The following is a 13,283-nucleotide window of genomic DNA, read 5'->3' on the forward strand; positions in this document are numbered from 1 at the left end:
TGTAGTGCTCTGGTAGCTGTGAAGCCAGGGGCGGTAGCGTGGATAAATATCCAGGGGGCTGTTTTTATACCAGCATCTTAATAGTAGCCATATATATGATATTCGGAATTAAAAAGTGAAAATACTTGTTACTGGTGGGGCGGGGTTCATTGGATCTGCAGTTGTTCGTCATATAATCAAAAATACCCAGGATGCGGTTGTTAATGTTGACAAACTAACCTACGCCGGTAACCTGGAATCGCTTGCTGAAGTTAATGAAAGCAGTCGGTATCATTTTGAGCATGCGGATATTTGCGATAAAACGGCAATGGAGCGTATTTTTGCTACGCATAAACCTGATGCAGTGATGCACCTTGCGGCCGAAAGCCATGTAGACCGTTCTATTACCGGACCTGCTGACTTCATTGAAACGAATATTGTGGGCACGTATGTGCTGTTGGAGTCCGCGCGTGCCTATTGGTCAACAATGGACGCTGAGATGAAGTCGGCGTTTCGTTTTCATCATATTTCGACGGATGAAGTGTACGGCGATTTGCCGCATCCGGATGAAGTGGCGAGCGGTGCAGAATTACCGATGTTTACAGAAAAAACACCTTATGCACCTAGCAGCCCATATTCTGCATCGAAAGCTTCCAGCGATCATCTGGTTCGCGCCTGGATGCGAACCTATGGATTACCCACGATTGTCACCAACTGTTCAAACAACTATGGACCGTACCACTTTCCTGAGAAATTGATTCCGTTAGTGATCCTTAACGCTCTTGAAGGAAAGGCACTGCCCATTTATGGCAAAGGCGACCAAATCCGTGATTGGTTGTATGTAGAAGATCATGCCCGAGCGCTGTACACCGTTGTGACAGAAGGTCAAATTGGTGAAACCTACAATATCGGTGGCCATAATGAGAAAAAAAATATCGATGTAGTTCATACCATTTGCGATCTTTTGGATGAGATTGTACCAAAAGCGGTTTCGTACAGAGAACAAATCACCTATGTAACTGATCGTCCGGGCCATGATCGCCGCTACGCTATCGATGCAGATAAAATTAGCCGCGAGCTGGGCTGGAAGCCGCGAGAAACCTTTGAAAGCGGGATCCGTAAAACGGTGGAATGGTATCTGCACAATACTCAATGGGTAGATAACGTTAAAAGTGGTGCCTATAAAACCTGGATTGAACAGAATTACGGGGAACGTCAGTAATGAATATTCTGCTTTTTGGGAAAAATGGTCAGGTGGGTTGGGAACTTCAACGAGCATTAGCCCCACTTGGCAATATTATTGCTCTTGATGTTCACTCTAAAGATTACTGTGGTGATTTCAGCAATCCAGAAGGTATTGCTGAAACCGTACGTAAGATACGTCCCGATGTAGTTGTTAATGCGGCGGCACATACCGCTGTAGATAAAGCTGAGTCAGAAGTTGAATTTGCGCAGTTGCTCAATGCTACAAGTGTAGAAGCCATCGCTAAAGCCGCCGCTGAAACTGGAGCGTGGGTGGTACATTATTCAACGGATTACGTTTTCCCAGGTACCGGTGAAACACCGTGGCGTGAAGATGATATTACGGCACCGTTGAATGTTTATGGCGAAACTAAACTGGCTGGTGAGAAGGCGTTACAAGAATACTGTCAGAAACATCTTATTTTCCGTACCAGTTGGGTTTATGCCGGTAAAGGTAATAACTTTGCCAAAACCATGCTACGGCTGGCTAAAGAACGGACAGAACTGTCAGTTATTAACGATCAGTATGGTGCTCCGACAGGTGCGGAGTTGCTGGCGGATTGTACCGCTCATGCTATTCGTATAGCTATTAAAAATCATGAGGTTGCTGGTCTCTATCACCTGGTTGCGAGTGGTGTTACCACATGGCATGACTATGCTGCTTTGGTGTTTGATGAGGCCAGAAAAGCTGGTGTTGAATTAGCAATTAATAAATTGAATGAAGTGCCAACCAATGCTTATCCAACACCTGCTCGCCGACCGAATAATTCTCGTCTAAATACTGAAAAATTCCAGCGTCACTTTGGGCTTGTTCTTCCACAGTGGGAGTCTGGTGTAAAGCGTATGCTGAACGAATTATTTACTACAACAGCAATCTGAACATGATAATAATGCTGCGTAAGCGGGCATTTTGCGCATAAAGAGAAAATGAAATGAAAACGCGTAAAGGTATTATTTTAGCTGGTGGATCGGGCACCCGTTTATATCCAGTAACTATGGCAGTGAGTAAGCAGCTATTGCCTATTTATGACAAGCCGATGATTTATTACCCGCTTTCTACTCTGATGCTGGCTGGTATTCGTGATATTCTGATTATTAGTACCCCGCAGGATACTCCTCGTTTCGAACAACTTCTGGGTGACGGCAGCCAATGGGGGATAAATCTCCAATACAAAATACAACCTACTCCGGATGGACTGGCTCAGGCATTTATCATTGGTGAAGAGTTCATCGGAAATGATGATTGCGCATTAGTATTGGGGGACAACATTTTTTATGGACATGACCTGCCAAAATTAATGGGTGATGCAGTCAATCAAGAAAGTGGGGCAACAGTATTTGCATATCATGTGAACGATCCAGAGCGCTACGGTGTAGTGGAATTCGATAAGAATGGTACCGCTATTAGCCTTGAAGAAAAACCTCTAGAGCCAAAGAGCAATTATGCGGTTACCGGATTATATTTCTACGACAACGATGTCGTGGAAATGGCAAAAAGCTTGAATCCCTCGGCGCGCGGTGAACTGGAAATCACAGATATTAACCGAATTTATATGGAGCAGGGCCGTTTATCTGTAGCAATGATGGGGCGTGGCTATGCGTGGTTGGACACAGGGACACACCAGAGTCTGATCGAAGCCAGTAATTTTATTGCCACCATCGAAGAACGCCAGGGGCTAAAAGTGTCTTGCCCGGAAGAGATAGCTTTTCGTAAGGGGTTTATTGATGTCTCTCAGGTTGAAAAACTGGCAGAGCCTTTATCAAAGAACGATTATGGCAAGTATCTTATAAAAATGGTTAAAGGTTTATAAGAGATGAACGTTATTCAAACAGCAATTCCGGAAGTGTTGATCTTTGAACCGAAAGTGTTTGGAGATGAGCGTGGGTTCTTTTTCGAAAGTTTTAGTCAGAAAATTTTCGAAGAATCGGTTGGGCGTAAAATTACTTTTGTGCAGGATAATCACTCTAAATCGAGAAAAGGAGTGCTTAGAGGGCTGCATTTTCAAAAAGGATCACATGCCCAGGGCAAGTTAGTACGTTGCACGCTTGGTGAGGTATTTGATGTGGCTGTTGATATCCGCAAAAATTCACCGACATTTGGAAAATGGGTTGGCGTACATCTGTCAGCAGAAAATAAGAAGCAACTCTGGATACCTGAAGGTTTTGCACATGGTTTTGTCACACTGAGTGAAACCGCTGAGTTCCTTTATAAAGCAACAAATTATTATGCCCCATCTGCTGAGGGTAGCATATTGTGGAGTGATGAAATAATTGGTATCGAGTGGCCGATTACACAACCTCCAGAACTTTCAGCAAAAGATGCTGTTGCTCCGTCGTTAGAACAAGTTTCATTATCTGAGTAAGAATTACTGTGTCACATCTAATTAAGATTTTCCCATCCAATATTGAATTCTCAGGTGAAGAAGACTCGACAATCCTCGATTCTGCGCTCTCTGCGGGTATACATCTGGAGCACAGCTGTAAAAATGGAGATTGCGGGGTTTGTGAATCTACATTACTTGCCGGAGAAGCGACAGATCCCATGGGCAGGATATATGCACAAGGGGATAAAGTTCTCACCTGCAATTGTAAGCCTAAAAGTAATATACAGTTGCAGGCCCTTTACTATCCAGAATTACAAGGGCAGGTGAAGAAGATCGTACCTTGTAAAGTCAATAGTATCGATCTTGTTTCTGCTGATGTTATGAAGATCACTCTTCGTCTCCCCCCAACTGCTAAAATGAGTTTTCTTCCTGGGCAATATATTAATCTGCAATACAAAGGTGTAACGCGTAGCTATTCTATTGCGAATAGCAATGAAGCAGATGGTATTGAGTTACATATCAGGAATGTTATCAATGGCCAAATGAGTTCATTGATTTTCAATGAGTTACAAGTTAATACTTTGATGCGTATTGAAGGCCCGTGTGGAACTTTTTTCATTAGAGAAAACGATCGCCCAATTATTTTCATCGCCGGTGGTACAGGGTTTGCCCCTGTTAAATCCATGGTTGAGTATTTAGTGAAAAAAACAATCTCTCGCGATATCTATATTTATTGGGGGATGCCATTTGCGAAAGATTTCTATTCGAAAGTTCCTGACGAATGGAGCAGGGATTTTGATCGGATACATTTTATTCCCGTGGTGTCCGGGGATGATCAAACATGGAATGGGCGTAAAGGCTTTGTTCACCAGGCTGTGATGGAAGATTTTGACTCGCTTGAATCGTTTGATATTTATGCATGTGGGTCGCCCATCATGATCGATGTAAGCAAAAAAGACTTTATTTCGAAAAATCTGTCTGTTGATAATTTCTATTCTGATGCTTTTACCGCATCTAAATAATGATAATAGAGGGTTAGGTATGAAAGCGGTAATTCTGGCTGGTGGACTTGGTACCAGATTGAGTGAAGAAACAATAGTAAAACCAAAACCAATGGTTGAGATTGGTGGTAAGCCGATTCTTTGGCATATTATGAAAATGTATTCCGCCCACGGCATTAAAGATTTTATTATCTGTTGTGGATACAAGGGATATGTAATCAAAGAATACTTTGCGAACTATTTTCTGCATATGTCGGATGTAACATTTCATATGGCAGAAAATAGAATGGAAGTTCACCACAAGCGCGTAGAACCGTGGAATGTAACGCTAGTTGATACTGGTGATTCATCTATGACCGGTGGCCGTTTGAAACGTGTGGCTGAGTACGTAAAAGATGATGAAGCGTTTCTGTTTACATATGGCGATGGTGTTGCCGATCTCAATATCAGAGCTACGATCGATTTTCATAAAGCGCATGGCAAAAAAGCAACTCTGACGGCAACGTTCCCTCCTGGACGTTTTGGTGCCCTGGATATCCGTGGCGGCCAGGTTCAATCGTTCCAGGAGAAGCCTAAAGGCGATGGCGCGATGATCAACGGTGGTTTCTTCGTACTAAATCCTTCAGTGATCGATCTTATTGAAAATGATGCGACTACCTGGGAACAGGAACCGTTGATGACATTGGCTAAACAGGGAGAACTCATGGCTTACGAGCATGCAGGGTTCTGGCAGCCGATGGATACACTGCGCGATAAAACGTACCTTGAAGGTTTATGGGAAAAAGGTTCTGCGCCCTGGAAAACATGGGAGTGACTGCATGATTGATAAGAGCTTCTGGCAGGGTAAACGCGTATTCATTACCGGCCATACGGGTTTTAAAGGTAGTTGGCTCTCTCTATGGCTAAGTGAAATGGGAGCAACACTAAAAGGTTACTCCCTTGAGGCCCCGACGAATCCAAGCTTATTTGACACCGCTAATATAAGTAACTTGATGGAATCGGAAATAGGCGATATTCGTGATTTTGATAAATTACGAAATTCTATAGCGTCTTTTAAGCCAGAAATTATTTTTCATATGGCTGCCCAGCCGCTAGTAAGGCTTTCTTATAAAGAACCTATCGAAACCTATTCAACAAACGTGATGGGCACTGTACATTTGCTTGAAGCGGTAAAACAGGTTGGGGGTATTAAGGCTGTAGTCAATATCACCAGCGATAAATGCTATGAAAACCGTGAATGGGTTTGGGGTTACCGCGAAAATGAAGCGATGGGCGGATACGATCCCTACTCCAACAGCAAAGGCTGCGCTGAACTAGTTGCTTCCGCATTTCGTAATTCGTTTTTTAATCCTAAGGATTATGCAAACCATGGCGTTGGCTTGGCCTCGGTTAGGGCGGGTAATGTGATTGGTGGCGGTGATTGGGCAGAAGATCGCTTGATTCCAGATATTTTGCGTTCTTTTGAGAAAAAGAAGCAGGTCGTTATTCGCAATCCTCATTCCATTCGTCCATGGCAACATGTACTTGAACCGCTTTCTGGGTATATCGTGGTGGCACAGAGCCTCTATGTTGAGGGGGCCAAATATTCAGAAGGGTGGAATTTCGGTCCTCGTGAGGAGGATGCAAAAACGGTTGGGTTCATTGTCGACAAAATGGTGACATTATGGGGTGAGGGGGCCAGTTGGCAGTTGGATGGTCAGGATCATCCCCATGAGGCACACTATCTTAAACTGGATTGTTCGAAAGCCCATATGCAATTAGATTGGCACCCTAGATGGGAGCTCGTTGAAACACTTGGTCGTATTGTTAAATGGCATAAAGCATGGATAAACGGAGCAGATATGTTGGAATGCTCGAAACGTGAAATTCATGATTATATGACCACTACCACTTTTAGCTAAAATAGATAAGTACAGGAATTATAGCAATGACAGCAAAAAACCTGCGTGAACAAATATCCAAACTCGTTGCTGAGTATGCCGATGAGGCACTGAGCCCAAAACCATTTAATGCAGGTGTGAGTGTCGTCCCACCTTCAGGGAAGGTTATTGGTGCGAAAGAATTGCAATTGATGGTTGAAGCATCTTTAGATGGATGGCTTACAACGGGTCGTTTTAATGATGCTTTCGAGAAGAAACTCGGTGAGTTTATTGGCGTGCCTCACGTATTAACAACCACTTCAGGCTCATCAGCGAACTTGTTGGCTTTAACAGCATTAACGTCACCGAAACTTGGTGATCGTGCGCTCAAGCCTGGTGATGAAGTTATTACCGTAGCAGCAGGGTTTCCAACCACAGTTAACCCAACAATCCAGAATGGATTGATTCCTGTTTTTGTGGATGTTGATATCCCTACTTATAATGTTGACGCTTCACTTATTGAAGCCGCAGTGAGTGAAAAATCAAAAGCGATTATGATCGCCCATACACTGGGTAATACGTTTGATTTAACGGAAGTGCGCCGTATTGCTGATAAGTATAATCTTTGGCTTATCGAAGACTGCTGCGATGCGCTCGGATCTACTTATGATGGTCAAATGGTCGGTACTTTTGGTGATATTGGTACTGTGAGTTTCTATCCTGCACACCATATCACAATGGGAGAAGGCGGGGCTGTCTTTACCAAATCAGGCGAATTAAAGAAACTGATTGAATCCTTCCGTGACTGGGGACGTGATTGTTATTGTGCACCAGGTTGCGATAATACCTGTGGTAAACGTTTTGGACAGCAACTGGGTTCTCTGCCGTTCGGATACGACCATAAATATACCTACTCTCATTTGGGTTATAACCTGAAAATTACGGATATGCAGGCTGCATGTGGCCTGGCACAATTAGAACGTGTTGAAGAGTTCGTACAAAAACGCAAAGAGAACTTTGCATATCTCAAGCAAGGTTTGCAATCCTGTGCTGAGTTTCTTGAGTTACCGGAAGCCACAGAGAAATCTGACCCATCCTGGTTTGGTTTCCCGATCACTCTTAAAGAAACGAGTGGCGTTGAACGTATCGATTTAGTTAAGTTTCTTGATGAAGCCAAAATCGGTACCCGTCTGTTATTCGCAGGTAATCTGACTCGTCAACCGTATTTTGCGAATGTGAAGTACCGAGTAGTGGGTGAGTTAACAAATACAGATCGCATAATGAATCAAACCTTCTGGATTGGTATTTACCCAGGACTAACTACTGAGCATTTGGACTACGTAGTTAGCAAATTTGAAGAGTTCTTTGGTCTGAATTTCTAATTTTTGAGGGAGGGGAATGAATTCCCCTTTAACTATATGAAAATTCTCGTCATGGGAGCATTTGGATATCTTGGTTCACAACTTATGTCTTACTTTGAAAGCCAACATTCGGTAGTTGGTTTGGCAAGGAAGAAAAAAAGTGGGGATTACAGAAAAAATATTATTTATACTACAGATAGTGAGTGGGTTGAAAAGATTATAAAATTTAAGCCCGACATTGTTGTTAATACTGCTGCTTGCTATGGAAGAAATAACGAATCAGCATCTGTGCTTTTGGAAAGCAATATTCTCTTGCCTATCAAAGTAATAGAGTCCATTACATCATTTAATTCTGTTTTTATAAATTGTGGTACATCATTACCACAAGATGTAAATCTATATGCGTACACGAAACAAAAATTGCCTGAAATTGCACGGGTAATTATAAATAAGACAGATAATAAGTTTTTAGAATTGAAGTTAGAGCATTTTTTTGGTGCTTTTGATGGAGATGGTAAATTTACAAGTATGGTTATAAGAAGTTGCTTAAATAACAAAGCTATAAAATTGACTTCAGGGTCACAAAAGAGAGATTTTATATACATTAAAGATCTGCTATCCGCATTTGACTGCATTTTAAATCATATCCATGAGTTTCCGAAGTTTCACACAATAGAAGTAGGAAGCGGCGAGGCTGTATCTATTCGCGAATATGTTGAGACCGTCCAAAGAATTACTAAAAGTTGTTCTGAAATTGAGTTCGGTGCAGTGGAACAAAGAGAGAATGAGTTAATGTATAGCTGTGCTAATGTAACAGAGCTTAAGAAAATAGGCTGGCAAAGAGAGTATTCTCTAGTTAACGCAATATCTGAAATAGTTGAGAAGGAAAAATAATGAAACTTTTAATTACTGGGGGCTGTGGTTTTCTTGGGAGTAATTTGGCCTCTTATGCCATTAACCAAGGATTTGAGGTCATTGTATTTGATAATTTATCACGCAAAGGTGCGATAAATAATTTACAGTGGCTTTCTTCATTAGGAAAATTTGATTTTGTACATGGTGATATTCGAAATAAAAATGATGTTACAAGATTAATTACTAAGTATATGCCAGATAGCTGTTTCCATCTGGCAGGACAGGTGGCAATGACCACATCCATTGATAACCCTTGCATGGATTTTGAAATTAATACAGGTGGTACATTAAACTTATTAGAGGCAGTAAGGCAGTATCAGCCAAGATGTAACATAATTTATTCATCTACGAATAAAGTATATGGAGATCTGGAGCAGTATGAATACAGGGAAACTGAAACTAGGTATACCTGTACTGATAGACCCAATGGGTTTGATGAGACAACCCAGCTAGATTTTCATTCGCCTTATGGATGTTCTAAAGGTTCTGCAGACCAATATATGCTTGATTATGCGAGGATTTTTGGCTTAAACACGGTAGTGTTCAGACATTCATCCATGTATGGTGGTAGACAATTTGCTAGCTATGATCAGGGTTGGGTTGGTTGGTTTTGCCAAAAAGCAGTTGAAATAAAAAAAGGTATTACTAAACCCTTTACTATTTCTGGGAACGGCAAACAAGTCAGAGATGTATTACATGCTGAAGATATGATTTCATTGTATTTTACGGCTCTAGCTAATGTGTCAAAAATTAGAGGTAATGCCTTTAATGTGGGAGGGACTATTGCTAACAGTCTGTCTTTACTTGAACTCTTCAAATTACTTGAAGAGTATAGCGAAATAGAAATGAAATATACAAATTTACCTGTGAGAGAGAGTGATCAGCGAGTTTTTGTTGCCGATATTACAAAAATTAGCAATGCAATTGGTTGGGCCCCAAATGTCTCTGCAACAGATGGTGTCCACAAGATGTATGATTGGACAAGTACCATCTGATATATTGCCCGTGAAGGCGGGCATGATTTAATATACATTAATCTTCATGGGATATATAAGTTGAAACCATTATGAGAGTATTGAGGTTGGCTAATGTTCCAAAACACCTTATTATTGCTGCTTCTTCTTGGTTATCAAAAATAATAATCGCAAGTGTTCAGTTAGTAAGTATAAAATTTTTACTGGAAATATTAGGAGAAGAATCATACGCAATATTTACACTTTTAACTGGTTTATTAATTTGGTTTAGCATTGCAGATATTGGTGTTGGCAGTAGCTTACAGAATTATATATCTGAGTTGAGAGTAAAGAATGAATCGTATGATTCATATATTAAAGCTGCAATACACATCTTATTCGCATCCTTAATTATATTTTCTGGCACATTGTTTTTACTGTCAGGCAAAGTGTCATCTCTATATCTATCTTCATTTAGCTATGAGATGAAAAATGGTTTGGCTACCCCTTTTTTTATAGCAAGTGTAATATTTATAACTGTCGGGATTGGGAATGTAGTATATAAGATATTATTTGCTGAACAATTGGGATGGAAAGCAAACGCAATTAATGCGGCATCTTATATGTTGGGGTTGCTCGGTGTTTTTCTCATACGCTACTTGAATTTGAATGCAAACATTACAACTTCTTTAATAGCATTATATGCACCTGTTGCCTTGCTACCAATTCTATACACACTATATCGATATATAAAAATTATAAAGATTGACGTAAGTCTTGATAATTATAAGTCTTTATTATCACGCTCTACTGGTTTCCTAATGTTTTCGTTTTTATCAATATTGGTACTACAGGCTGATTATATTGTTATCTCACAGAAATTATCTGCTACAGATATTGTTAAATATACAGTAACGATGAAGATTTTTGGTTTGGTATTTTTTATTTATACGGCTGTATTACAGGCTTTATGGCCATTATGTGCCGAACTACGAGTTAAAATGCAATGGGAGAAGCTAAATAAATTAGTGTTTATTAATGTTTTTGGTGGGGTTCTTTTTATTAGTTGTAGCACTTTATTCATTTTTATTTTTAAAAGTTATATTTATAGCATCATAGCTAAAAATATTGATTACCGTATTAGTGGTATGGCGTTTGTCTTACTTGCAGTATATTTTAGTCTTCGCGTCTGGTGTGATACATTTGCTATGTTACTTCAAAGTATGAACCAATTAAGAATTCTTTGGTTCATAGTTCCTTGCCAGGCTTTGATCGGTGGAGCGGCTCAATGGATTCTGGCTGGAAGTTATGGGATTGTCGGCATTTTATGGGGGCTGATTATTTCATTTGCATTAACAGTTTTTTGGGGGTTGCCTGTGTACTATATATATAAAATTAAAGGTTTAGCGTAACATGAAAGTATCTTTTTGTATTCCAACATATAATAGATCACAATTCGTTGATGAGCTTTTATATAGTATTAGTAATCAGCTACCTCATTCATTAAATATTGAAGTATGCATTTCAGATAATGCATCAACAGATAACACTAGAGAATCTATAGATATTTGGAGGAGTAAATATAATTTCCCAATTATATTTCAACAGCATACAGAGAACATTGGCCCAGACAGAAACTATTTAGCCGCTGTTAATATGGGTACTGGTGATTACTGCTGGATATTTGGCAGTGATGACCTTCTGGCAAATAATGCACTTGCATTGATGGAAAAAAAACTAGCTGATGGTTTTGATATTTATTTATGTGATAGAAAGGAGTTTGATATTTCTATGACAAAGGTATCTAATCCGCATAGGCGATGGATATCAGGAGGAAGCAGATTATTTTATTTTAGAAATGATTCTGATTATATCGAATATTTTAATAAGTGTAATTCAGTTGGTGGTGTATTTAGCTATTTAAGTTCAATTATAGTTAAAAAAGAGAAATGGTCTAATGTGAAATTTGATGATTCTTATATAGGAACAGCTTATTCCCATGTATTTATTTTATTAAATATAATCAATAACCCACATGCAACCTTACAATATATATCGAAACCACTAGCTTATTGTCGAGGTGATAATGATACTTTCGAGAGTAATGGGAGAGCTCGTCGAATCAAAATCGATTTTATAGGTTACTTAAAGTTGAGAAAAGATTTATATAGCGCTAATAAGGACATTTTCTCCTCATTTGGAACTGTGTTATTGAAAGAGCGCCCATGGTTTTACACTTCTTTGGCTATGGCGTGTTACGGTAATGCCTCAGATCGATCTGAACTAGCTGCTTTCTATAAGACGTTAGGTTATCCAAAGATAGCTACATATTTTTTGTTTAAATTCAAAAGCCTTGCTTCTTCTTTTAAGAAATTTAAATTAATAAAAGAATTAGTTAAAAAAATATTTGCATAGTATTGTATACATTAATCATAAATCTTTTATATAACGATGAGAAATGATTATGGTGTTAATCGTTTGGGTGCTTGTCATTGGTTTATATTTTACTTGTGGAATAATTTATCTACAGTTTCCCTTTTTATCGCCCTTAGGTGCATTGGCTTACCCCGATACTGTAAATGATGTGTTATATGTGGCAGCAATAGGTATTGTTGGAGCTTTTATTGGTTATCTTACTTTTTTAAAAATAAGGCTGATCGAAATTAAAGATTTTGATAACACAAATTTTATATGTTTTTGTTCCTTTTGCTTCATTATCTTTGCATCTGTTGTGTTCTCTTTAGGGGTTGCATCATATGGTGGATATATCTCTTTTCTGCATACATCATACACTCCTATTTATGAGGGTAGCGCAGCGAATGAGACTAGGGACGTGCTGATATCTACAGCTGGGTTATTATCTATTTACGCTCTTTTGACAAGTGTGCGTGTAAAATTAAAAATGGTCACCAGATCTAACAAAATAATAATCTTGATATCTTTGATTATATTAGTATCCATATTCATACAAGGACGGAGAGAAAATCTAATATTGCTTTTATTGTGCTTTATATCACATTATCTATTTATTAATAAAATAAATGTAAGGCGTGTTATTAATATTTTCTCTATTGTTTCTATCATGCTTTTTGTCGCAGGGTTTGGTTTATATTTGCGTGAGAGTTCTTCAACATCAGGTGGAAGTGTTTTGACTGCAATACCATTTGCTATCATGTATGAAACACACTTTTCATTAGCTACGTTAGCCAATGAAGTTAGAACTCATTTGCACAATAATTTGCCCTATGGGGGAGTTCTGGAACTATTTTCACCTGTGCTTTTTATTATACCAGCATTTATATATAATATATTTGGTTTAGACAAACAGTCTTTGTTTGAAAATAGTGAAGTACGATTTTATGAAGATAAAGGTGGTCAGTTTATATTTACTGAAGCATTTCATTCATTGGGTTTTTTAGGTGTGTTTCTTCACGGATTAATACTCGGAATTATGTTGGTTATTTTTTACAGAATAGCAAAAAAAAATGGTCTGATAATTTATCAATTCCCAATTGTTTCATTGATTTTTGTGGCAATGAGGAAAGATCTAACTTATGGTGTGAAATATATTTCATTATTATTAATATGTATGGTGATTTTCTATTTCATTTATAAACTGCTTCCACTAAAAAAAATGGTTAGTAACTGA

General features: G+C 39.1%; 13 protein-coding genes. All 13 read left to right on the forward strand.

All coding sequences use genetic code 11. The features are described 5' to 3' along the window. Positions 1–115 precede the first annotated feature (115 nt). The gene (gene rfbB / locus OGY01_RS04190) at positions 116–1,201 is read left to right on the forward strand and encodes a dTDP-glucose 4,6-dehydratase (RefSeq protein WP_286492484.1); all 1,086 of its coding nucleotides are present in this window, start codon (positions 116–118) and stop codon (positions 1,199–1,201) included. Then, entirely contained in the window at positions 1,201–2,100 is a 900-nt protein-coding gene (gene rfbD / locus OGY01_RS04195) for a dTDP-4-dehydrorhamnose reductase (protein ID WP_045444665.1), read from the forward strand. Before rfbB ends, rfbD begins: the two co-directional genes overlap by 1 nt. A gap of 53 nt (positions 2,101–2,153) precedes the next feature. Continuing rightward, the gene (gene rfbA, locus OGY01_RS04200) at positions 2,154–3,032 is read left to right on the forward strand and encodes a glucose-1-phosphate thymidylyltransferase RfbA (protein ID WP_045444662.1); all 879 of its coding nucleotides are present in this window, start codon (positions 2,154–2,156) and stop codon (positions 3,030–3,032) included. 3 nt (positions 3,033–3,035) lie between these two features. Then, positions 3,036–3,584: a dTDP-4-dehydrorhamnose 3,5-epimerase gene (gene rfbC / locus OGY01_RS04205; protein ID WP_045444659.1), complete on the forward strand. Its 549-nt coding sequence runs from the start codon at positions 3,036–3,038 to the stop codon at positions 3,582–3,584. A gap of 8 nt (positions 3,585–3,592) precedes the next feature. Continuing rightward, positions 3,593–4,567 (forward strand): CDP-6-deoxy-delta-3,4-glucoseen reductase, encoded by a 975-nt coding sequence (locus tag OGY01_RS04210; protein ID WP_200012661.1) that lies wholly within the window; start codon positions 3,593–3,595, stop codon positions 4,565–4,567. A gap of 19 nt (positions 4,568–4,586) precedes the next feature. Further along, positions 4,587–5,360, forward strand: coding sequence for a glucose-1-phosphate cytidylyltransferase (rfbF, locus tag OGY01_RS04215; protein WP_286492486.1), 774 nt, complete (start codon positions 4,587–4,589; stop codon positions 5,358–5,360). Positions 5,361–5,364: 4 nt separating this feature from the next. Continuing rightward, positions 5,365–6,447: a CDP-glucose 4,6-dehydratase gene (gene rfbG / locus OGY01_RS04220; protein ID WP_045444650.1), complete on the forward strand. Its 1,083-nt coding sequence runs from the start codon at positions 5,365–5,367 to the stop codon at positions 6,445–6,447. A gap of 26 nt (positions 6,448–6,473) precedes the next feature. After that, positions 6,474–7,787 (forward strand): lipopolysaccharide biosynthesis protein RfbH, encoded by a 1,314-nt coding sequence (gene rfbH / locus OGY01_RS04225; protein ID WP_048221114.1) that lies wholly within the window; start codon positions 6,474–6,476, stop codon positions 7,785–7,787. Positions 7,788–7,838: 51 nt separating this feature from the next. Continuing rightward, entirely contained in the window at positions 7,839–8,660 is an 822-nt protein-coding gene (locus OGY01_RS04230) for an NAD-dependent epimerase/dehydratase (protein ID WP_339374225.1), read from the forward strand. Next, positions 8,660–9,676, forward strand: a complete 1,017-nt coding sequence (gene rfbE / locus OGY01_RS04235; protein WP_286492489.1) for a CDP-paratose 2-epimerase — start codon at positions 8,660–8,662, stop codon at positions 9,674–9,676. The genes OGY01_RS04230 and rfbE overlap by 1 nt, the downstream gene beginning before the upstream one ends. A gap of 71 nt (positions 9,677–9,747) precedes the next feature. Continuing rightward, positions 9,748–11,046 carry an MATE family efflux transporter gene (locus tag OGY01_RS04240; protein ID WP_045444637.1) on the forward strand — a complete coding sequence of 433 codons (1,299 nt, stop codon included), beginning with the start codon at positions 9,748–9,750 and terminating at the stop codon, positions 11,044–11,046. Position 11,047: 1 nt separating this feature from the next. After that, the gene (locus OGY01_RS04245; protein ID WP_045444634.1) at positions 11,048–12,049 is read left to right on the forward strand and encodes a glycosyltransferase family 2 protein; all 1,002 of its coding nucleotides are present in this window, start codon (positions 11,048–11,050) and stop codon (positions 12,047–12,049) included. A gap of 49 nt (positions 12,050–12,098) precedes the next feature. Beyond that, positions 12,099–13,283 carry an O-antigen polymerase gene (locus tag OGY01_RS04250; protein WP_045444631.1) on the forward strand — a complete coding sequence of 395 codons (1,185 nt, stop codon included), beginning with the start codon at positions 12,099–12,101 and terminating at the stop codon, positions 13,281–13,283.

The sequence above is a fragment of the Citrobacter sp. Cm038 genome (assembly GCF_030333105.1).
Taxonomy (GTDB): Bacteria; Pseudomonadota; Gammaproteobacteria; order Enterobacterales; family Enterobacteriaceae; genus Citrobacter; species Citrobacter murliniae.

Coding starts and splice junctions, on each gene's coding strand:
- rfbD (WP_045444665.1), top strand. CDS start 1,201: ATGAATATTCTGCTTTTTGGGAAAAATGGTCAGGTGGGTTGGGAACTT.
- rfbA (WP_045444662.1), top strand. CDS start 2,154: ATGAAAACGCGTAAAGGTATTATTTTAGCTGGTGGATCGGGCACCCGT.
- rfbC (WP_045444659.1), top strand. CDS start 3,036: ATGAACGTTATTCAAACAGCAATTCCGGAAGTGTTGATCTTTGAACCG.
- rfbF (WP_286492486.1), top strand. CDS start 4,587: ATGAAAGCGGTAATTCTGGCTGGTGGACTTGGTACCAGATTGAGTGAA.
- rfbG (WP_045444650.1), top strand. CDS start 5,365: ATGATTGATAAGAGCTTCTGGCAGGGTAAACGCGTATTCATTACCGGC.
- rfbH (WP_048221114.1), top strand. CDS start 6,474: ATGACAGCAAAAAACCTGCGTGAACAAATATCCAAACTCGTTGCTGAG.
- OGY01_RS04230 (WP_339374225.1), top strand. CDS start 7,839: ATGGGAGCATTTGGATATCTTGGTTCACAACTTATGTCTTACTTTGAA.
- rfbE (WP_286492489.1), top strand. CDS start 8,660: ATGAAACTTTTAATTACTGGGGGCTGTGGTTTTCTTGGGAGTAATTTG.
- OGY01_RS04240 (WP_045444637.1), top strand. CDS start 9,748: ATGAGAGTATTGAGGTTGGCTAATGTTCCAAAACACCTTATTATTGCT.
- OGY01_RS04245 (WP_045444634.1), top strand. CDS start 11,048: ATGAAAGTATCTTTTTGTATTCCAACATATAATAGATCACAATTCGTT.
- OGY01_RS04250 (WP_045444631.1), top strand. CDS start 12,099: ATGGTGTTAATCGTTTGGGTGCTTGTCATTGGTTTATATTTTACTTGT.